This is a genomic window from Rhodococcus sp. WAY2 (assembly GCF_009859915.1).
GTDB lineage: Bacteria > Actinomycetota > Actinomycetes > Mycobacteriales > Mycobacteriaceae > Rhodococcus_F > Rhodococcus_F oxybenzonivorans.
This window is the reverse complement of record NZ_CP046572.1, coordinates 3,264,760-3,284,492: the sequence shown is the minus strand read 5'-3', so window position 1 is coordinate 3,284,492 and position 19,733 is coordinate 3,264,760. Positions and strand designations below refer to the sequence as shown.

The following is a 19,733-nucleotide window of genomic DNA, read 5'->3' as shown; positions in this document are numbered from 1 at the left end:
ATTTCGAGCGACAGTAGAAACGACGCGTTAACTATCTGAACCCGCCGATTGTCCGGCCGGTAACGAACCGCTCACGACCATCCCGCCACCTGTGTGATGAACAGGCAGTCCAACGCTAGTCGACGATGTCGACGGCGATCCTCGTCGGCCAGGCCGATACACACCGACATGGCGACAACAGTGGTCACTGTGCGCGTGTCGTCCTCACGCTTTGGGTGCACCGACGAGATGTGACTCGACGCTCAGAGCTTGTACCCGATGGTCCTGAGGAGGGCCTTACGGTCGGCGACATCGGCACTCGTCTCGACGCCGGCAGGTGTGAACCCGTCGATCACTCCGGCGATGCCCCTTCCGAGTTCCGTCTCGGCCACGATGATCTCGACCCGATTGGCCGTAGCGCAGAAGATGCCGCACACCTCGGGCACCTGCTTCAGCGTGTTCAGCACATTGACCGGATAACCCTCCTCCACGAACACGAAGAAGGAGTGGCCCGCACCGACCGCGACCGCGTTGCGCGTGGCCAACTCGACGAGACGGTCGTCGTTGCCCGAACAGCGCACGAGGCGGGGACCCGACGCCTCGCAGAACGCCACCCCGAACCGCAGGTGCGGACTTACTCCAGCCAGTGCTTCGTGCAGATCCTCGACCGTCTTGATGAAATGGGCCTGCCCGACGATCACATTCATGTCGTCGGGCTTGTCGATCGCCACGGTATGCAACTCCACGATCGTCTCCTCCATCGCCTGCGGCCACGCAAGCCGGCATCGATCTCAGTGTGCGCCGCTCCGGCAACGGGGACAACGCCTGTGCAGCGAGGCACACCGGTGACTCGCCGGGCCAGGGGTCGTTCAACCGGGCATTGTCTCGCCGCCGAGCGGTGCGAGAACCTCCCCGCTGTAGTACGACGACAGCAGACCCGCAGCGAAGAACACGTACGAGGGGGCGATCTCGTCCGGTTGCGCGGCCCGCCCGTAGGGGGCCTGTTTGCCGAAGTCCGCCACCTTCTCCTCGTCCATGGTGGCAGGAATCAGCGGTGTCCAGACCGGGCCGGGGGCGACACAGTTGACACGGATTCCCCGCTCGAGCAGTGCCTGCGCCAACGAGTACGTCAGTGCGTTCACCGCACCCTTGGTGGCGGAGTAGTCGATCAGCGACTTGTTGCCACGCAGCCCGTTCACCGAACCGGTGTTGATGATGGCCGAGCCGGGGGCCAGGTGTGGGACAGCGGCCTTGGTCACGTGGAAGAAGCTGTCGATATTGACGGAAAACGTGCGGCGCCATTGGTCGTCGGACAGGTCGAGGAAGTCATCGACGGGCTCTTGGTACGCCACGTTGTTCACGACGACGTCGAGTCCGCCCAACTCGGACACCGTGCGCTCGACGACGTCACGGCAGTGCTGCGGGTCAGCCAGGTCACCGGGGAAGACGCGGCACTTCCGGCCCTCGGCCGCGACCAGTTCAGCGGTGTGGCCGGCGTCGTCGCTCTCCTCGAGATAGGCGATGGCCACGTCGGCGCCCTCTTTCGCGAAGGCGACGGCGACTGCCCGGCCGATGCCCGAGTCGCCCCCGGTGATCAGGGCCTTCTTGCCCGCAAGCAGATCTCTGCCGCGGTAGGCGCGCATCTCGTCCTGCGGCTGGTCGGCCATCTCGGCGGTGTGGCCGGGGTAGTCGATGGTGTGCGGGGCATGTTCGCTCACTGTTGCCTCCGAAGGGTCGAGTTCGGCTGTGTCGTCACCCCGCCGGTTACCCCGCCCGGGTGGTGTGAACCCGAACCCGGACCGCACCCCGTTGTCGCGAACCGGCCCTTCAGCGGACCCGCACGTTGCGCGCCTGGTCCCCCGTCGCCGTCCGGCACACCTCGAACCTCACGGTTTGCCCGTCGGCGAGGCAGCGATGGCCGTCTCCGGCGATTTCGGAGATGTGCACGAACACATCCTCGGACCCGTCGTCGGGGGCGATGAATCCGAACCCCTGATCCTCGTTGAACCATCGCACGGTCCCGGAGCGCAGGCCCCGATCCGTCGAGCGTGCCAGCGTATCTCCGGTGCTCATCGCACCGACCTCCGGTCGGCCATGCCTTGGAGCGCGGCCGCCACCCACAGACTCGATCCCAGCAGGCCCACCAGCAGAGTTACGTTGAGCATTGCGCCTCCTCCGAACACCGGACACGACCGTGTCGCTGTCGATTCCCCCGAAGATAGGGTCTCGAAACGCGGAATGGGCGCCATTTGCGCGCAGAGGTTGCCGAATCGAAATCTTTTGGGCCGCCACCACCTTGTCGTCGCAATCAGAAGACATTCGCATGCGCACCCACACAAGATCTGTTTTGACAGATATAGATTTTGTTGTACGGTCGTATCGTTCGAATCTGAAGGGAACACGGAAGAACCCCGGTTCTTCCGACGAGAGGTTCCAGAAATCGGGAAGGACGACGGGCGTGATGGAGCACAGTAGTTGCGGTGGGCGGGTTCACATACTTGGTTCGCGGCTGCGGCCTGGGGGTACGCGGTGACCACGCCCGCCGGATCGACCCGGGCCGGCAGTTGGACGTTGTCGACGGAAGAGTTGAAGAACCGGCTCGAGTGGATGTTCGAGCACACCGCCACCGAGACCGCCGACTCGTCGTCCTGAACGACGTCCCCCGCGCAACCGACACCGTTGCCGGTACACGGCAGTAGCGAACGAGAGGATCGAGAATGTCGAAATTCACCGTGCCAGGCCTGTCCGCGGAGCAGGGTTCGCAAGTCGCCGACACCCTGCAGAAACGGCTCAGCGCCTACAACGATCTGCACCTGACGCTCAAGCACATCCATTGGAACGTGGTGGGGCCGAACTTCATCGGCGTCCACGAGATGATCGACCCGCAGGTCGAACTGGTCCGCGGATACGCGGATGCGGCCGCCGAGCGTATCGCCGCCCTGGGCAAGTCACCGGACGGCACACCCGCGGCCATCGGACGGGACCGTACGTGGGACGACTACTCGGTCGGCCGCGACACCGCCCAGGCGCACCTCGCCGCGCTCGATCTCGTCTACACCGGCGTCATCGAGGACAATCGCAAGGCCATCGAAGAATTCGGTGATATCGACCCCATCACCGAGGACCTGCTGATCGGGCAGACCGCCGAACTCGAGAAGTTCCAGTGGTTCGTTCGCGCTCATCTCGAAAATTCGGGTGGGTCACTCGCCAACGAAGGCGCACACTCGGAGAAGCAGGCCGCGGCGCAGGCTCGTTGATCGTCGGCATTTCTGTCCGACCCGACCACGCGTCACCTATTCGAGCGTCACCTGACCGAGTGATCCCGGCCGAACCGGGCTCGCTCGCTTCCGAAAGGACACTTCCGTGCTAGGACTGGGAATTATCGGCTGGATCATCATCGGCGGACTCGCCGGCTGGATCGGCAGCAAGATCATGAAGACCGATGCTCAGATGGGCATCCTCCTCAACATCGTCGTCGGCATCATCGGCGGACTGCTCGGTGGTTTCCTCCTCAAACTGCTCAATGTGGACGTCGAAGGGGGCGGTCTCTGGTTCAGCTTCTTCACCTGCCTCCTCGGGGCCGTGATTCTCCTGTTCCTCGTCAAGCTGGTCACCGGACGCACCGCCGCCCGCCGCTGACCGCAACCGAAGTAAAGGGGCCTGCCCATCCGAGAGGATGGGCAGGCCCCTTTTTTCGGTGTCACCGAGCGTGCTGCGGTGTCATCGGGCGAGAAGACGAATCACGGCGCGTTCGACCAACGCTCGCTCCGCATCCTCCGTGCGTGTCTTGCGTGCCCGCGCGAGCGCCCCACCGATCGTCCGTCCCGACTGGTAGGCGGTGATGACCCGAGGGTCGACATAGGACGTGCGGGCGATCTGCGGTGTATTCCCGAGCAGGTCCTTGGCGGTGTACTTCTCCCCCGCCACCTCCTTGAAGCGCGCGTTTATGTCGTCGGCATGCACCTCCGTCCAGCGGTCCCCCTTCCGGTAGACCAACAGCCGATCCGACGGCGCCCCGGTGCGCAGCAACGACCGGATCGCCGTCGCGAGCGGACCGTCCTCGATGGTCAGGGTGCGCTGCACTCCGCTCTTGGCCGGAAAGTCGAGTCGAATCTCCCCGCCCTTCACGGCCACATGATTCCGCAGCAGGGTGGCGACCCCGCGGGACCCGTTGGTTTCGGCGTACTCCTCGCTGCCGATCCGGAGGACCCCGCGGTCGAGCAGCCGCAAGGCAACCGCCTCCACCCGTTCCCGCCCACGGCCGCGGCGGCACAGGTCCGCATCGACCCGTTCCCGCAGTTCCGGCAGACGTGACGCCATGGTCAGCACCCGGTCGAACTTTTCCTCGTCCCGTTCCTGCCGCCACTGCTCGTGGTAGATGTACTGGCGGCGACCGGCAGCATCGAGTCCGACTGCCTGGATGTGGCCGTTGCGGCGCGGGCAGATCCACGCCTTACGCCACGCGGGCGGGATGACCAGTGCGTCGATCCGCGCTCGGTCCTCGTCCGACACTCCGGCCGCGCCGTCGGGTGCGTCGTACGAGAAACCCCGGCCCGCACGGGTCACTGTGCCGCAACCGCATGTACTCCCCTTAACCGTCACCTGCCCCGACACTCGTGCACCCGGATCTCGGAAGTCCCGTAATACCCGTGCCGGGGGTCCCTCACACCGCCACGTTTCGCGCGGCGAGAGTCGGGGCACCCGTAGCGGACAGGAGGTGTGAACAGCACGCACGCCGATCTTCCGCATCGGAGGCTGCCCGGGCAGAAAGCGACCGGATTCGACATGGACGAGACCGAACTTCTCCAGACGCTCACCAAGGTGGTGAGCACGCTGAACGACACGGGTATCAGGTTCGCGGTCGCCGGCGGCTGCGCCGTCTACGCGCGCGGTGGACCGCCGTCCGATCACGATGTCGACATCTTCCTGAAAGAGGAGGACGCGGAGTCCGCACTGCGCGCCCTCGAAGCCGCCGGGATGACCCGGGTGGTTCCGCCCGAGGACTGGCTCGTCAAGGTCTACGACGGTGAAGTGCTGGTCGATCTGGTCTTCCGGCCCAACTACCAGCCCGTCACCGACGAGCTCTTCGAACGCGCGACGTGGATGCGGGTCGGCCCCACCGCGGCACTGGTGATCAGTGCTACCGACCTCATGGTCGACAAACTTCTCGTGCTGGACGCGCACCGATGCGACTTCGTCCCGCTGCTGCGTATCGCCCGAGATCTGCGCGAGCAGGTCGATTGGCAGGAGGTGGAGCTCAGTGCCGGCGAATCACCCTACGCCCGAGCTTTTCTGGCACTACTCGGTGACCTTCACATCTCCGACGGCACGGGCAGTGGCCATCAGTCGCCGCCGGCAACGGAGGAGAGCGCATGAATCCGGAAGAGCAGCCGCCCCAGTACCTTGTCGCGCATCTACGGCGCGCGCTGGCGGAGGACCCACGCACGTCCGAACTCGGCGTGCGAATCTCGGTGCGAGCGAACCAGGTCTATCTGAGTGGAGAGGTGAGCTGCGCCCACCGCAGGGATGATCTGGAAGTCGTTGTGCGCGAGCACCTTCCTACCATGTCGGTGCGCAACGATGTTCAGGTCGTGGACAATCGTGAACCGGCAGGCCGAGAGGAACTCGACTGATGCGCATTGCAGCTGTCGGTGACGTGCACCTCGCCGAGGATGCGCGCGGTCTGCTTCGTCCCGCACTCGACAAACTCCACGAACACGCCGATGTGCTGTTGCTCGCGGGTGACCTGACCCGCCACGGCACCGTCGAAGAGGCTTCGGTGGTCGCCGACGAATTCCGGGATCTCGGCGTTCCGGTGATCGCGGTTCTCGGGAACCACGATCACCACTGCGATGCCGCCGATGAGATCACCGCACTGCTCGAAAGCCGGGACATCACCGTTCTCGAAGGAACCACTGCCACCGTGGCGGTGGATGGTCAGACCCTCGGCGTAGCGGGAATCAAGGGGTTCGGTGGCGGGTTCGCGGGCAAATGCGCGAGCGCCTTCGGGGAGCGGCAGATGAAGGACTTCGCCGGTCATACCGTGGAGGTCGCCGCGGAGCTACGCCGTGCCCTGTCGACCCTCGAGACCGACATCCGGGTGGCCCTCACCCACTACTCGCCGATCTCCGACACCTTGCACGGTGAGCCTCCCGAAATCTATCCCTTCCTCGGGTCGTATCTCCTCGGCGAACCGATCGACGAGTTCGGTGTCGACCTCGCCGTGCACGGCCACGCCCACGCGGGACGCGAACGCGGCACCACCCCTGGCGGCGTTCGGGTGCGCAATGTTGCGCAACCCGTGATTCACTCCGCTTACGCGGTGTACGGAATTCACACGGAATGAACGAATTCGGTACGCCGAGAGAGTAGTGATGACGGATGGACAGTGGCCGACTGGAGCGCGATGACGCGGACTGGAATTTCCGCGCCCGCCACGAGACCGAGACCCAACGACTGGACCGGAACTGGAACGGTCTGCTCCAGGAACTACGCGTCGTACAGACCGGGGTCCAACTGCTCACCGGGTTTCTTCTCACGCTGCCCTTCCAGGAAAGGTTCGGGGAGCTCACGGACGCCGAGGTTCTCATCTACCTCGTCACCGTCGCCCTCTCGGTGACATCGACCATGCTGTTGGTCGCCCCGGTAGGTATTCACCGGATGCTGTTCCGCCTGCACGCCCTGTACGACCTGGTTGCCGTGGCGCACCGGCTGGCGATCTGCGGGATCACCACGCTGGCGATGGCGCTCATCGGTGTGGTGCTGCTCATCTTCAGCTTCGTCGTCTCACCCGTCGTCGGAGTCGTCGCCGCCGCCGTGGCCGTGGCCCTGTTTCTCGGACTGTGGTTGTTCGCCCGCATACTGCAGGGGCGACACCGCAAGTGAGGGCGGCGCCAATTCCCCCTCCGGCAGATACGGCCGTTTCGGAATGTCGGCCGGCGGGCAATCGTTCGGATGCCACGTCCTCGGGTCAAAAATCCCGAACCGAACCGAACGAGCAGACAGGAATGGCATGGCCGACTCTCAATCCTCCGGACCGTCGCCGACCCCCGAGAAGGATCCGGACGACTGGATCACCGGAGACGAACCGATGACCGGGCCACAACGGTCCTACCTGCACACTCTCGCTCAGGAGCTGGGTGAGACCGTTCCCGACGACCTGACCAAGGTCACCGCATCGAAACTGATCGACGACATGCAGCGACGATCGGGGCGAGGCGCCCGCGGCGAGGACTCCTCGGACACGTGAGACCGCCGACGCGCGCTGGCCTCGGCGTTTCGTGCTGTCGGCAGCCGGGTAGGCGTTCGAGTACGAAAGGAGCAGTGACATGACGGACATCCATCGCAGTGACGCGCATCGGACCGGGTCGCCCGGTTCCACCCCGGCGGGCCGCTCGGACAACGTCGACGATCTGTCGACCGTGCAGCTCGTCGAGCGGCTCACCGAGCAGGTGTCGCAACTCGTCCGCATCGAAGTGAGTCACGCCCTGACGGAGGTCAAGGAGAAAGGCACACGGGTCGGTATCGGCGTCGGCGTGTCGGGAGCGGGCCTTCTGCTGCTGCTGTTCGGCTCGGCGACGCTCGTTGCCACGGCAGTGCTCGGGCTCTCCACAGCCCTCGAACCGTGGCTCGCCGCCCTGATCGTGGCCGCCGTGCTGATCATCGCGGGGTCGATCACCGCAGCCGTCGGCGGGCGTCGCGCCAAGAACGCGCTGCCTCCCGTTCCGGAGCAGACCACCCGCAGCGTCCGGGCGGACGTCGACACCGTCAAGGAGGGCTTCCGATGACCGAGGCACAGCAGCCGAACGGCGAGGTCCCCACGCCAAGCCCCCCGGTCGAGCAACAGCGGGCGGAACTGGCCGCCACCGTCGATGCTCTGCACAAGAAGATCGATATCGGCTCGCGGGCCAAGGCGCACGCACGCCACGACATCGAGACGCTCAAGCAGCAACCGCAACGCGTGGCAGCGGTCGGCGTCGTCGCTTCCCTCCTCCTCGTGCTGCTGGTGGTACGGCGGCGGCGGAATGCCCACTGAGATCTCCACCCTAGGAGCGTATTTCAGATGCAGAAGGACACGAACGACGACCGGGACACACCCAAGGGTGGCCGGCCCGGTCCTGCAGATCAGGGCAAGGACGGTGGCATGGCTACCCGGGAGAACGCGCCCGAATTGGCCGAGGAATCGGCGGGATCCGATGACCCCGACGAATGAGCCGGGTGCGTCACCGGATCGTCCGTATAGACGAGGTCACATGAGCACAGGAGGTCGGCAGCAGTGACGTATCAGCCGGATACCGGGGCCGGGAAGGGCCCCTCAGAGAACGAGCGTCCCCAGGACGACGCGCGGACCATCCGCGGGCACGCCGGGGAAGCGATCACCGACAGTCGCAACTGGCCGGGGTATTTCCTGATCGCCGCCGGAATCGCTGCGCTCGGGGCGACACTGGTCGGAGCAGGTTACGGTTTCGAAGGCTGGGCCGTGATCGGCGCCATCATCTGTGTGGTGTGCCTCATCGGCGGCGCCACACTCGTGCTCCTCGAGCGCAAGCGAGTCAAGGCCCTCGACGGAGAATCGCTCAGCGACCAGGAAGGTCATTGATCCGGGCTGTATCCCCTATCGGCTGACCGGGGGATTTCCCCTCCCCTGGTTGCGGCGGTGACTGTCCCGGCTGGAGACGGGGCGAAGTCAGCGAAAAGAGCCCCGTATCAGGGGTTCTCGCCGTTCGAGGATGCCGGCGGTGTGTTCTCTGACCATCTCGTCGAGGTGGTCCCCCTGCGGTGCGAGCCAGAAGTCGCCGCGATCGATGCCGTCGAAGACCCGATCGGCGAAGGTGTCCGTGTCGAGGCCGTGCGTGGTGAGCAGGTCCCGCATCTGCGTGACCATCCGCTCGACTGCGGGGTGCGACACCCGGCCGTAGGGATTCTCGAACACGGAGGTGTTCACCGGTCCTGGTGCGAGGACGCTTGCGGACACCGGGGCTTCGACCATCGCCAGTTCCATCTGCAGGCATTCGGTCAGGGCAACCACCGCGAACTTCGACGCGCTGTACGGCGACATCATCGGTCCTGGTGCGAATCCGCCGACGGAGGCGGTGTTCACCACACGACTGGTGCCGTCCTGGTCGATCATTCTGGGGACGAACGCTCGGATTCCGTTGACGACGCCTCTCACGTTGACGCCGAGCACGGTGTCCCAGTCGGATTCAGCGAGTTGCCAGATGAACCCGGCCCGCATGATGCCCGCATTGTTGAACAGCAGATCGACTCGGCCGAAGGTTTCGAAGGCGGCGTCGGCGAGGGCGTCCACGGCCGCCGGATCCGCGACGTCGGTGGGAACGGCGATGGTATCGCCGCCCAGTTCCGCGGCAAGGTCGTGCACGGCCGCGGCGTCGACGTCAGCGAGTACCAGCTGCATACCGCGCCGCCTTGCCGTCCTGGCGAGTCCTGCTCCGATCCCACTCCCCGCACCCGTGACGACCGCCACCGAGTTCGTGCGCATGTCCGGATCTGTCACGGTGAATCCCCTAACAGGAGCTGGGCGGTTCTACTCTCGGCCTCAGAATAAGAAGCGGAGCGGGCCCCGGACGCGCGGTGTCCCCCTCAGCGGGAGCCGAATACGCAGCACACGCCGAAGGGATCGCTGTCGTTTGGCCGCTACGGCGCCCGGGTAGTCGGAGCGTGTGTGCGGGGATTGTCCGTGCGCGCGTCCACCGACCAGGAGGTGCATCTCAGTGGCAGACGACAAGTCAGGTCCGGCCGAGGGTGTCAAGGGTGTCGTCGAAGACGTCAAGGGCAAAGCGAAGGAAGCAGCGGGAGCTGTGACCGGCAACGACGGCATGACTCGCGAAGGGCAGGCGCAGCAGGACAAGGCCGAGGCTCAGCGCGAAGTCGCGGAGAAGGAAGCAGCAGCCGAGAAGGCACGCGGCGAGGCGGCGGCCGAAGAAGCCCGGCAGCGCGCCGAGCAGGGTAAATAGGACGAGCAGTTCGACTGCAGGCCCCGGGCCGAGGAGTCACGGGGCCTGCAGTCGTGCGTCGTGACGCCCCTCGCGGCGCCCATTCCCGGGGTGGTCGGTTTACTTCTCCTTCTTCGGGACACTCTGTACGCATGCCGAAGCGCGAACTCGACATCGTGCTGTGGCACGTACACGGTGCGTGGACCACGGCGTTCGTTCAGGGCCGCCACCGGTACCTGATCCCGACCCTGCCGGAGGGTGGGGACTGGGGACGTGGCAGCTGCGGTCGCCCCTGGCCGGAATCTGCCCGCGAGGTCTCTCCCGAGGAGCTGCGCCGATCGAATGTGGACGTCGTGGTCCTGCAGCGCCCACACGAACTCGAACTCGCGCAGGAATGGCTCGGGCGGCAGCCCGGACGCGACGTTCCTGCACTGTATCTCGAACACAACACCCCCGCCGCCGGTGCCGCCACCACCCCGCATCCACTCGCCGGCCAGTCCGACATACCGATCGTCCACGTCACTCATTTCAATAACCTGATGTGGGACAACGGTTCTGCCCGCACGCACGTGATCTCCCACGGGATCGTCGACCCGGGACACCTCTACACCGGTGAACTACCGAGGGCCGTGACGATGATCAACGAACCGCAGCGACGGTGGCGGGTGACCGGCAGCGATCTGCTGCCGACCCTCGCGGCGGCGGCGGCGGCGCCGGTAGACGTGTTCGGAATCGGAACGGACACCTGGACACCGCCCGGATCGGAAGGTCGCGTGCGTGGATGTGGTGATCTGCTCACCGCCGAACTGCACCGTGAGGTCGCCCGGCGACGCGTGTTCGTGCACACGGCGCGCTGGACTTCGCTCGGGCTGTCGCTCGTCGAGGCGATGCACCTCGGAATGCCTGTGGTGGCGGTGGCATCGACGGAGGTGCCGACTTCCGTTCCGCCGGAGGCCGGAGTCATCGCCGCCGATGTCTCCGTACTCGCACGCGCCGTCGCCGATTTCGTGCACGAACCGGACCGGGCCGAGTTGTACGGGAAGGCGGCGCGCGACTTCGCCCTCCAGAACTTCGGGTTGGGCACCTTCCTCGATCGGTGGGACGAACTCTTGGCCAAGACTTCCGAATAGAACACCCGCACAACACAAACGGCGCGAGCCGGGACGGAGGATGATGAAAATCGCGATGGTGTCCGAACACGCCAGTCCCCTTGCCGCTCTCGGTGGCGTTGACGCCGGCGGACAGAACGTGCATGTCTCCGAACTGTCGGCCGGCCTGGTCAGGATGGGACACGAAGTGACCGTGTACACCCGTCGCGATTCGACCACGCTGCCCGACGAGGTCCCGACTCCCGCCGGTTATCGGGTGGTTCACGTGCCGGCGGGTCCGCCCCGGGTTCTCCCGAAGGACGACCTGCTGCCGTGGATGGACGATTTCGGGATGTACCTGCGCGGCGCATGGGCCGCGGACCGACCGGATGTCGCCCACGCCCACTTCTGGATGTCCGGACTGGCCACCCAGTCCGCTGCCCGCCCCCTCGGCGTGCCCACGGTGCAGACGTTTCATGCGCTGGGCGTGGTGAAACGTCGCTATCAGGGTGATGCCGACACCAGCCCGCACGACAGGATTCGGCTCGAGCTCGATCTCGCGAAAGCCGCCGATCGCATCGTGGCCACCTGCTCGGACGAGGTGTTCGAACTGGTGCGGATGGGTCTTCGCCGTTCGAGTGTTTCCGTTGTGCCGTGCGGGGTGGACCTCGACTTGTTCACCCCCACCGGCCCGGTGGAACCGACGCGGGCGCGTCACCGGCTCGTCACCGTGGGGCGGCTGGTGCCCAGGAAGGGGTTCGACATCGCCATCTCCGCTCTCCCGCAGCTGCCCGACGTGGAGCTGGTGATCGCGGGCGGTCCCGCGCACGGCTGCCTCGCCGAGGACCCCGAGGCCGCCCGGCTGCTCCACCTCGCCGACGAGCTCGGGGTGCGGGATCGCGTCCTGATGCCCGGCCAGATCAGCCGGGAACGGATGCCCGCCCTGCTGCGCTCCGCCGACGCCGTGGTGTGCACGCCGTGGTACGAGCCGTTCGGCATCGTTCCCGTCGAGGCCATGGCCTGCGGCGTTCCCGTCGTGGCCGCCGCGGTGGGCGGCATGCTCGACACGGTGGTCGACGGCGGAACGGGTCGGCTGGTGCCCCCACGGGATCCCGATGCGCTGGCAGCGGCGCTGCGACGCCTATTGGCCGACGACTCGGCGCGCGCCGCCTTCGGTGCCTCCGGTCACGACCGGGCCCGCTCCCGGTACTCCTGGGATCGGATTGCCTCGGACACGGTGCGGGCCTATCAGCGCATCAACCCGTCCGAGCAGGGCGCCGGTTCCGTCGTCGCGCGGTAACCGGAACCCGGGGCCACACGCTCATGACACGATTCGAACGCGCATTGGTCACCGGTGGCGCCGGCTTTGTCGGTTCTCACCTGTGTGAGGAACTGGTCCGGTCGGGTACAGCGGTGTGCTGCATGGACAACGGGTCGACCGGCACTCCGGCCAACGTGCAGGCACTGCGCGACTCCCCCCTGTTCGAGTACGTCGACCACGACGTGAGCGAACCGTTTCCCGACGTCGGTTCGGTCGACGTCGTCTTTCACCTCGCGTCGCCGGCGTCGCCGGTCGACTATCAACGACTGCCGGTGCAAACCCTGCTGGCCGGGTCGCACGGTACGAAGAACGGACTCGATCTGGCGGTGGCGCAGGGGGCCCGGTTCCTGCTCGCCTCGACGAGTGAGGTGTACGGAGACCCACTGGAACATCCTCAGCGCGAGAGCTATTGGGGAAATGTCAACCCGGTGGGTCCGCGCAGTGTGTACGACGAGGCCAAGCGGTACGCGGAGGCGCTGTGCGCGGCGTACGGCCGTGCGAGGCTCTGCGATATCGCCATCGCGCGAATCTTCAACACCTACGGGCCGAGGATGCGCGACGCCGACGGGCGTATGATCCCCACCTTCCTCGGTCAAGCCTTGCGCGGCGAACCGATCACCGTGGCGGGTACGGGACGGCAGACGCGGTCGATCTGTTTCGTCACCGACACCGTCGCCGGCCTGTGCGCGCTCGCCGAATCGAGGGAGCGGGGTCCGGTCAACATCGGGAATCCGGACGAGATGACGGTCCTGTCCGTGGCGGAACGCATCCTCGACCTCACCGGCAGCAGATCGCCGATCGTGCACATACCTGCAGCTCAGGACGATCCCCAGCAGCGATGTCCGGATATCGCCCGCGCCCGGAGCGCGCTCGGCTGGGCACCGCGCGTCGGCGCCGACGAGGGGCTGCGTCGCACGGTCCGATGGGTCACGGAGCGCTCCGCGGCGGCGTGAACGGGTAAATCACCTATAGGTGTTTATGGTCCCTTTCCGAGGGTAATCGCCACCCAGATCGGGCGACACCGTTCCGTGCCACGTTGGTCATCCGAATCGAGCACAACGAGAGAGGCGCTATGCGGATTCTGGGCATCAATGCCGTCTTCCACGATTCCGCGGCCGCGCTCGTCGTCGACGGGCAGATCGTGGCCGCCGCCGAGGAGGAACGATTCTCCCGGCGGAAACACGGGAAGCGGCCGGTACCCTTCTCCACCTGGGAATTACCCGAGCAGGCTGCCAGGTGGTGTCTCGAGGTCGGTGGGCTCCGTCCGCAGGATCTCGACGCCGTCGGCTACTCGTACGACCCGGAACTCGTCGACCACAGTCTCGACGGCCTCGATCCCGGGTGGGAAGAGCTGCGCACCACGTATGCGCGTCGCGCGCCGCGCTTTCTCGCCACCGCATTACCCGGCCTCGACCCCGACAAGGTGCAGTTCGTGCGGCACCATGTCGCGCACGCGGCGTCCGCCGGGCTCGTCGCCCCCTTCGGCGACGGGGCCGTCCTCACCCTCGACGGACGCGGTGAGAGTACCTCGATGCTTGCCGGTGAGTACCGCGACAGGAAGTTGGATATCCTTGCCACGCAGCAGCTTCCGCACTCACTCGGATTGATGTACGAGGACCTGACGGAGCACCTCGGGTTCGCGCGCTCGAGCGACGAGTACAAAGTGATGGCGCTCGCGTCGTACGGCAAACCCCGCCATCTCGAGTACCTTCGCGAACGGGTCGTCACCACCGACGACGGCGGATTCCGGACCCTGCCGATCGACTGGGACACGCTTGCTCCCCGCCGCGCCCCAGACGGCGAATTCGCCCCCGAACACGCCGATCTCGCGTGCTCCATCCAGACCCGCCTCGAAGAAGTCCTGCTGGAGTTGTGTTCGTGGCTGCACCGGCGCACCAATGCCACCCAACTGACCCTGGCCGGCGGTATCGCCCTCAATTGTGTTGCCAACACCCGCATCCACACCGACAGTCCGTTCGAACAGGTGTGGATACAGCCCGCCGCAGGTGATTCCGGGACCGCACTCGGCGCCGCACTCGCCATCGCCGCCGAGGCGAGTGAACCGCCGCCCGGGTGGACGGGCGCCGCCCTCGGCCGCGGATTCTCCGACGAGGAGATCCGGGGAGCCCTCGTCGCCGCGAAGGTCCCGTTCACGGAACCGGACGATGTCGCGGCCGTCGTGGCCGAGGCGCTGGCCGACGACAAGATCGTCGCCTGGTTTCAGGGACGCGCCGAATTCGGTCCCCGGGCCCTCGGGCACCGTTCCCTCCTGGCTCACCCCGGCCGCGCCGAGAACCTCGAACGACTCAACGACGTCAAGGGCCGGGAACAGTTCCGCCCGGTGGCGCCGATGGTCGCGGCGGATCGCGCCGCCGACATCTTCAGCCGCGGGCCGATACCGAGCCCCTACATGCTGTTCGTGCACGACGTGCACCCCGCGTGGCGGGACCGGATCCCGGCGGTCACCCACGTGGACGGCACCGCGCGCATCCAGACCGTGGACGAGGGGGCCGAGCCACTGGTCGCGCGCATGCTGACCGAGTTCGAGAGGCTCACGGGCCTGCCGGTCGTCGTGAATACCAGCCTCAACACCGCAGGCCGGCCGATGGTCGACAGCCCCCGCGACGCGCTCGAGTGTTTCGGTTCGGCCCCCGTCGACCTGCTGGCGATCGGGCCTTTCGTGGTGACGCGGCCGTCGGTGACCGGTCGGTGAACCCGGTCATGAGCGAGGACGATCGGCGCGGACCCAGCGCAGTCGAAGACAGCGCACCTGGAGACACTGCACCTGGAGACAGTGCAGTCGCCTACTCGGTCGTGATCCCGACGGTGGGCAGGCCGAGTCTCGAACGTCTCCTCGGGGCGCTCGCCTCCGCCACGGGTCCGCGGCCGCACGAGATCGTGGTGGTCGACGACCGTCCCGGCGACCACGGCCCACTCCAGGTGCCTACCGGCGATCTGTCCGTGCGGCTCCTCACCTCGGGAGGCCGCGGTCCGGCGGCCGCCCGCAACGTCGGTTGGCGGGCGGCGGCGAGCCGATGGATCGCGTTCCTCGACGACGACGTGTTGGTGGCGCCCACCTGGTTCGACGACCTCGCCGCCGACCTGAAGGAGGCCGCCGCGGCCGCGGCGGACGACCCGGTGGGAGCGTCGCAGGCACGCATCGTGGTGCCGCTCCCGACGTCCCGCCCGCCCGATGACGACGAACGCAGGACCGCAGCCCTGGCCGGTGCCCGATGGATCACCGCCGACATGGCGTATCGCCGGTCCGCGCTCCAGGCCGTCGGTGGCTTCGACGAGCGGTTTCCCCGCGCCTTCCGGGAAGACGCCGACCTGGCGCTGCGCGTGATTCGCGCCGGGTACCGCATCGTCGACGGCGCCCGCGTCACCACGCATCCGCCGGGACGCGGGACCATGTTGACGAGTGTGCGGGCGCAGGCCGGCAATGCGGACAACGCCCTGATGCGCCGCAAGTTCGGCCCGCACTGGCGGCACGAGATCGGCGAGGGTCCCGGACGCATGCGGGGACACGTCCTCGCGACCGCGGCGGGAAGTCTGGCCCTGGCGCTGGGCCTGGTCGGCAAGCGGCGGGCGGCGGTGGTCGCCGGTGCTCTGTGGGCCGGCAGCACCGTCGACTTCGCGGTGCGCCGAATCCTTCCCGGACCGCGTACTCCCCGCGAGGTGTTCCGAATGGCGCTCACCAGCGTCCTCATTCCCCCCGTCGCGTGCGGGTGGCGGCTACGCGGGGAGTTTCAGGTGCGCCGGGCCGAGCGGGAACGTCCGGCCGCCGTCCTGTTCGATCGAGACGACACGATCATCGTCGACGTGCCCTATCTTTCGGACCCGGACCTCGTGCGGCCCGTTCCCGGTGCGGTCGAACTTCTCGGGCGGTTGCGCGCACACGGGGTTCCGATCGGGGTGATCAGCAACCAGTCGGGCGTCGCGAAGGGCCTGATCTCCCCGGAGCGGCTGGCCGCGGTCAATTCGCGGGTCGAGGAGGTTCTCGGGCCGTTCGACACCTGGCAGGTGTGCCCGCACGACGCCGCCGACGGCTGCGAGTGCCGCAAACCGCATCCCACGATGGTCCGGCGGGCAGCGGAGGAACTGGGGGTGGATGTACGCCGCTGCGTGCTGATCGGCGACACCGGAGCGGACGTCGACGCCGCCCTGACCGCCGGTGCGCGTGCGGTCCTCGTCCCGACGACGCGGACACTGCCCGAGGAGGTGGCGGCCGCGCACCGCAAGGCGGCGGTGGCCCCGACTCTCGTGGCCGCGGTCGCTCTGGCGATGGGAGATCGGCGATGACGGGGAACGCGTTGGTGGCCCGGTTGGACAGCGCCGGCGACGTCCTGCTCGCCGGTCCGGCGGTTCGGGCCGTGGCGCAGTCGAGCGCCCGCCTCACCATGCTGGTCGGCCCCCGCGGCCGTGCGGCGGCGCAACTGCTGCCCGGCGTCGACGACATCATCGAGTGGCAGGCGCCGTGGGTCGACTTCGAGCACTCCCCCGTCACCGCCGAATCGGTGCACCAACTGATCAAACAGGTCGAGACACTCGAACTCGACCGCGCGCTGATCCTCACCTCGTTCCACCAGTCACCGCTCCCCCTCGCCCTCGTACTCCGGATGGCCGCGGTGCCCTGGATCGGGGCGATCAGCGAGGACTACCCCGGGGCACTGCTCGACCTACGCCATCATGTCGGCGGCGACCCGCCCGAGGCCGAGCGCGCGCTGTCGCTGGCCACCGCCGCGGGGTACGCGCTGCCGGCCGGTGACCACGGCCGGCTCGAGGTTCGGCGACCCCTGCCCGACGTATCCACCGTCACCGGGGACGCCCCGTACATCGTCGTCCATCCCGGGGCGGCGGTGCCCGCCCGCCGGATGTCCGTGGATCGGAGCCGCGACCTGGTCCGCGGACTGGTGGCGGCGGGTCTTCGCGTGCTGGTCACCGGGACACCTGGGGAACGGGATCTCACCCGCGACGTCGCCGGGGACTGGGCCACCGATCTGGGCGGCGCGACCGACATGTTCGCAATGGCCGCAATCCTCGCCGGCGCGCGGGTGCTGGTGGCCCCGAATACCGGGCCGGCGCACCTCGCCGCGGCCGTGGGCACGCCGGTGGTGTCCCTCTTCGCACCGGTGGTGCCCGCCGACAGGTGGGCACCCTACGGGGTTCCGCACCGGCTTCTGGGGCGCGCGAACGCACCCTGCGCCGGGACGCGGGCGCGCGAGTGCCCCGTGCCCGGTCATCCCTGTCTCGACACTGTCACCACCGAGGAGGTTCTCGCGGCCATCGAGCAGTTGACCGCGCACCCGGATGTCCGCACCGACGCAGGAGGTACGCCGTGATCGACGACCACAGAGCGGAAGACGACCGGACGTTCACGGTCGAGCATTTCGCGGAACTCAGTGATGCGCTGGCACGTAACCGAATGTGCGCACCGACCATCGCCCGCTGGGGCCGCCGCCTCGCCGAGATCTTCGCGGCCGATGGGCGGCTACTGGCATGCGGGAACGGGGGCAGCGCCGCTGAGGCGCAGCATCTGACGGGTGAACTGGTCGGCCGTTTCCGCGACGAACGCCGGCCGTTGTCGGCCATCGCCCTGCACGCCGAAACCTCGGCCGCCACCGCCATTCTCAACGACTACGGCGTCGAAGAGCTGTTCGCCCGGCAGGTCCGGGCGCACGGACGCCGCGGCGACGTCCTCGTGCTTCTGTCCACCAGCGGAACCAGTCCCAACGTGGTGGCCGCAGCCAAGGCCGCCCACGACATCGGCGTGACCACCTGGGCTCTGACGGGTCCGGCACCGAATCCTCTTGCCGCACTGTGCGATGACGCCATCGCGGTGGAAGCGCCCACGGTGGCGACGGTGCAGGAGATGCATCTTGCGCTGGTGCATGTGCTGTGCGCCGCCCTCGACGCCGAACTGGGAGTCACCTCGTGACGCCGCTCGTGGTGATCGGTGACACCCTGCTCGACGTCGACATCGAAGGTAGCGCGGACAGGTTGTGCCCGGAGGCACCGGTGCCCGTCGTCGACGTGGAGCGGCGGTGGGAACGGCCCGGCGGCGCCGGCCTCGCCGCACTCCTCGCAGCGAGATCCACCGGGCAGGTCGTGCTCGTCACCGCCCTCGGCACCGACGCCGACGCCGACCGGCTCACGAATCTGCTCGGCTCCGGTGTCGAGGTCGTCGCGGTGCCCCTCGTCGGCACCACGGTCTGCAAGACCCGGGTCCGCGCGGGAGGCCAGTCCCTGGTCCGCCTCGATTCCGGCGGCGGGATCGCGACAACCCAGCCGTTGGGAGCGCAGGTGCGAGCGGCGATCACCGGTGCGGGTGCCATCCTCGTGTCGGATTACGGACGCGGAATGGCGAACCACCCCGAGATCCGGGCGCTCGTCGCCGAACGCGCCGCGCACGTTCCGGTGGTGTGGGATCCCCATCCCCGCGGCCCGGCACCGGTGCCGGGCGCCCGGCTGATCACACCCAACGACGCGGAGGCCACCCGAGCCGAACCCAACGCGCGTGGACCACTCGACCGGGCCGCCGGGCTGACCGTGCGGTGGGACAGCGACGCGGTGGCGGTCACGGTCGGAGCCGCCGGGGCAGCACTTGCCACCCGGTCACCAGGCACGAGCGGAATGATCGCCGTCCCCGAATCGGCCCGTCTCGCCGCGGCGAGCAGGCCCGACACGTGCGGTGCCGGAGATCGCTTCGCCAGTGCGGCGGCCACCGCACTTCTGGACGGGTCTTCGGTCGAGCAGGCGGTGACCGCGGCGGTCGAATCGGCCGCCCGCTTCGTCGGCCTCGGCGGGGCCTCCGCGGTCTCGGTGTGTTCCTCCACGCAGGCGCCTTCCTTCGGCGGCGGCGACGCTCACACCGACCCGTACGAGTTCGCCGACCGCGTACGCCGGAACGGTGGACGGCTGGTGGCGACCGGCGGCTGTTTCGACCTGCTGCACCGCGGGCACGTGAGCCTGCTTCAACAGGCCCGCATGCTCGGTGACGCGCTGATCGTCTGCCTCAATTCGGACGACTCGGTGCGCCGCATGAAGGGCGCCGACCGTCCCCTCGTACGCGCCGAGGACCGCGCGCGGGTGTTGTCCGAACTCGGTTCGGTCGACTCCGTGGTGATTTTCGACGAGTCCTCGCCCGCCGAAATTCTGGAACGCCTGCGCCCGGATGTGTGGGTGAAGGGCGACGACTACGCAGACAAGGAAATTCCGGAAGCGGAGGTGGTCCGGCGGCACGGCGGTGACGTGGTGTTCGTGCGGGTCGTCGACGGCTACTCGACGACCCGGATGCTCGCGACCGCCCGGGCGGCAACTCGAGCCGAATCCCGTGACGGCCGCAACTACCCCGGGCCGCGGTGACGGCCCTCGACTTTCGAAGGGAGCCCT

The 19,733-nt window shown here is 67.7% G+C and carries 26 protein-coding genes; 21 read left to right on the top strand and 5 right to left on the bottom strand.

The features are described 5' to 3' along the window. Positions 1 to 242: 242 nt before the first annotated feature. From GFS60_RS15045 to GFS60_RS15035, 3 genes are all read right to left on the bottom strand, one after another. The gene (locus tag GFS60_RS15045) at positions 243 to 740 is read right to left on the bottom strand and encodes an adenosine-specific kinase (protein WP_236603473.1); all 498 of its coding nucleotides are present in this window, start codon (positions 738 to 740) and stop codon (positions 243 to 245) included. Between the two features lie 108 nt (positions 741 to 848). Then, entirely contained in the window at positions 849 to 1,646 is a 798-nt protein-coding gene (locus tag GFS60_RS15040) for an SDR family oxidoreductase (protein WP_159927200.1), read from the bottom strand. Between the two features lie 160 nt (positions 1,647 to 1,806). Continuing rightward, the gene (locus tag GFS60_RS15035) at positions 1,807 to 2,010 is read right to left on the bottom strand and encodes a cold-shock protein (protein WP_201453620.1); all 204 of its coding nucleotides are present in this window, start codon (positions 2,008 to 2,010) and stop codon (positions 1,807 to 1,809) included. A gap of 498 nt (positions 2,011 to 2,508) precedes the next feature. On the opposite strand from GFS60_RS15035, the gene GFS60_RS39940 reads away from it, so the two are divergent. From GFS60_RS39940 to GFS60_RS15025, 3 genes are all read left to right on the top strand, one after another. Next, the gene (locus GFS60_RS39940) at positions 2,509 to 2,631 is read left to right on the top strand and encodes a hypothetical protein (RefSeq protein WP_257792479.1); all 123 of its coding nucleotides are present in this window, start codon (positions 2,509 to 2,511) and stop codon (positions 2,629 to 2,631) included. A 65-nt stretch (positions 2,632 to 2,696) separates the two neighbouring features. Further along, positions 2,697 to 3,236, top strand: coding sequence for a Dps family protein (locus tag GFS60_RS15030; protein WP_159922372.1), 540 nt, complete (start codon positions 2,697 to 2,699; stop codon positions 3,234 to 3,236). A 106-nt stretch (positions 3,237 to 3,342) separates the two neighbouring features. Continuing rightward, on the top strand, positions 3,343 to 3,618 hold the full coding sequence (locus tag GFS60_RS15025) for a GlsB/YeaQ/YmgE family stress response membrane protein (protein ID WP_109329916.1): 276 nt from the start codon (positions 3,343 to 3,345) through the stop codon (positions 3,616 to 3,618). A gap of 81 nt (positions 3,619 to 3,699) precedes the next feature. Here the strand turns inward: GFS60_RS15025 and GFS60_RS15020 are convergent, their stop codons facing one another. Beyond that, positions 3,700 to 4,545 (bottom strand): DNA topoisomerase IB, encoded by an 846-nt coding sequence (locus GFS60_RS15020; protein WP_442972192.1) that lies wholly within the window; start codon positions 4,543 to 4,545, stop codon positions 3,700 to 3,702. Between the two features lie 153 nt (positions 4,546 to 4,698). Here GFS60_RS15020 and GFS60_RS15015 point away from each other — a divergent pair, with 153 nt between their 5' ends. From GFS60_RS15015 to GFS60_RS14985, 9 genes are all read left to right on the top strand, one after another. Next, complete coding sequence (locus GFS60_RS15015) at positions 4,699 to 5,355, top strand: nucleotidyltransferase (RefSeq protein WP_236603472.1); 657 nt, start codon at positions 4,699 to 4,701, stop codon at positions 5,353 to 5,355. Continuing rightward, positions 5,352 to 5,612, top strand: a complete 261-nt coding sequence (locus GFS60_RS38605; RefSeq protein ID WP_201453578.1) for a BON domain-containing protein — start codon at positions 5,352 to 5,354, stop codon at positions 5,610 to 5,612. Before GFS60_RS15015 ends, GFS60_RS38605 begins: the two co-directional genes overlap by 4 nt. Next, positions 5,609 to 6,325, top strand: coding sequence for a metallophosphoesterase family protein (locus tag GFS60_RS15010; RefSeq protein ID WP_201453618.1), 717 nt, complete (start codon positions 5,609 to 5,611; stop codon positions 6,323 to 6,325). Before GFS60_RS38605 ends, GFS60_RS15010 begins: the two co-directional genes overlap by 4 nt. A 35-nt stretch (positions 6,326 to 6,360) precedes the next feature. Next, entirely contained in the window at positions 6,361 to 6,864 is a 504-nt protein-coding gene (locus GFS60_RS15005; protein ID WP_109329912.1) for a DUF6328 family protein, read from the top strand. Between the two features lie 127 nt (positions 6,865 to 6,991). Next, on the top strand, positions 6,992 to 7,228 hold the full coding sequence (locus GFS60_RS15000; RefSeq protein WP_159922366.1) for a DUF3072 domain-containing protein: 237 nt from the start codon (positions 6,992 to 6,994) through the stop codon (positions 7,226 to 7,228). A gap of 79 nt (positions 7,229 to 7,307) precedes the next feature. Beyond that, complete coding sequence (locus GFS60_RS14995; protein WP_159922364.1) at positions 7,308 to 7,766, top strand: phage holin family protein; 459 nt, start codon at positions 7,308 to 7,310, stop codon at positions 7,764 to 7,766. Next, the gene (locus GFS60_RS14990; protein WP_159922362.1) at positions 7,763 to 8,014 is read left to right on the top strand and encodes a hypothetical protein; all 252 of its coding nucleotides are present in this window, start codon (positions 7,763 to 7,765) and stop codon (positions 8,012 to 8,014) included. Before GFS60_RS14995 ends, GFS60_RS14990 begins: the two co-directional genes overlap by 4 nt. A gap of 27 nt (positions 8,015 to 8,041) precedes the next feature. Further along, positions 8,042 to 8,191, top strand: a complete 150-nt coding sequence (locus GFS60_RS38600) for a hypothetical protein (RefSeq protein ID WP_201453577.1) — start codon at positions 8,042 to 8,044, stop codon at positions 8,189 to 8,191. Positions 8,192 to 8,254: 63 nt separating this feature from the next. Next, positions 8,255 to 8,578, top strand: a complete 324-nt coding sequence (locus GFS60_RS14985) for a hypothetical protein (RefSeq protein ID WP_159922360.1) — start codon at positions 8,255 to 8,257, stop codon at positions 8,576 to 8,578. An 87-nt stretch (positions 8,579 to 8,665) separates the two neighbouring features. Here the strand turns inward: GFS60_RS14985 and GFS60_RS14980 are convergent, their stop codons facing one another. Then, entirely contained in the window at positions 8,666 to 9,493 is an 828-nt protein-coding gene (locus tag GFS60_RS14980) for an SDR family NAD(P)-dependent oxidoreductase (RefSeq protein ID WP_159922358.1), read from the bottom strand. A gap of 217 nt (positions 9,494 to 9,710) precedes the next feature. On the opposite strand from GFS60_RS14980, the gene mbp1 reads away from it, so the two are divergent. The 9 genes from mbp1 (at position 9,711) to GFS60_RS14935 (ending at position 19,706) form a co-directional block, all read left to right on the top strand. After that, positions 9,711 to 9,953, top strand: coding sequence for a microaggregate-binding protein 1 (gene mbp1, locus GFS60_RS14975; RefSeq protein ID WP_109329899.1), 243 nt, complete (start codon positions 9,711 to 9,713; stop codon positions 9,951 to 9,953). Positions 9,954 to 10,084: 131 nt separating this feature from the next. Beyond that, the gene (locus GFS60_RS14970; protein ID WP_159922356.1) at positions 10,085 to 11,062 is read left to right on the top strand and encodes a glycosyltransferase; all 978 of its coding nucleotides are present in this window, start codon (positions 10,085 to 10,087) and stop codon (positions 11,060 to 11,062) included. 43 nt (positions 11,063 to 11,105) lie between these two features. After that, entirely contained in the window at positions 11,106 to 12,320 is a 1,215-nt protein-coding gene (locus tag GFS60_RS14965; protein WP_159927198.1) for a glycosyltransferase, read from the top strand. A gap of 23 nt (positions 12,321 to 12,343) precedes the next feature. After that, positions 12,344 to 13,294: a UDP-glucuronic acid decarboxylase family protein gene (locus GFS60_RS14960; protein WP_159922354.1), complete on the top strand. Its 951-nt coding sequence runs from the start codon at positions 12,344 to 12,346 to the stop codon at positions 13,292 to 13,294. Positions 13,295 to 13,413: 119 nt separating this feature from the next. Continuing rightward, complete coding sequence (locus GFS60_RS14955) at positions 13,414 to 15,054, top strand: carbamoyltransferase family protein (RefSeq protein WP_159922352.1); 1,641 nt, start codon at positions 13,414 to 13,416, stop codon at positions 15,052 to 15,054. Positions 15,055 to 15,062: 8 nt separating this feature from the next. Further along, complete coding sequence (locus tag GFS60_RS14950; RefSeq protein WP_159922350.1) at positions 15,063 to 16,643, top strand: HAD-IIIA family hydrolase; 1,581 nt, start codon at positions 15,063 to 15,065, stop codon at positions 16,641 to 16,643. Further along, positions 16,640 to 17,683, top strand: coding sequence for a glycosyltransferase family 9 protein (locus tag GFS60_RS14945; RefSeq protein ID WP_159922348.1), 1,044 nt, complete (start codon positions 16,640 to 16,642; stop codon positions 17,681 to 17,683). The genes GFS60_RS14950 and GFS60_RS14945 overlap by 4 nt, the downstream gene beginning before the upstream one ends. Positions 17,684 to 17,766: 83 nt before the next feature. Beyond that, a complete protein-coding gene (locus GFS60_RS14940; protein WP_159927196.1) occupies positions 17,767 to 18,279 on the top strand; it encodes a D-sedoheptulose-7-phosphate isomerase in 513 nt (170 codons plus the stop codon). After that, positions 18,276 to 19,706: a PfkB family carbohydrate kinase gene (locus GFS60_RS14935; RefSeq protein WP_159922346.1), complete on the top strand. Its 1,431-nt coding sequence runs from the start codon at positions 18,276 to 18,278 to the stop codon at positions 19,704 to 19,706. Before GFS60_RS14940 ends, GFS60_RS14935 begins: the two co-directional genes overlap by 4 nt. Positions 19,707 to 19,733 lie beyond the last annotated feature (27 nt).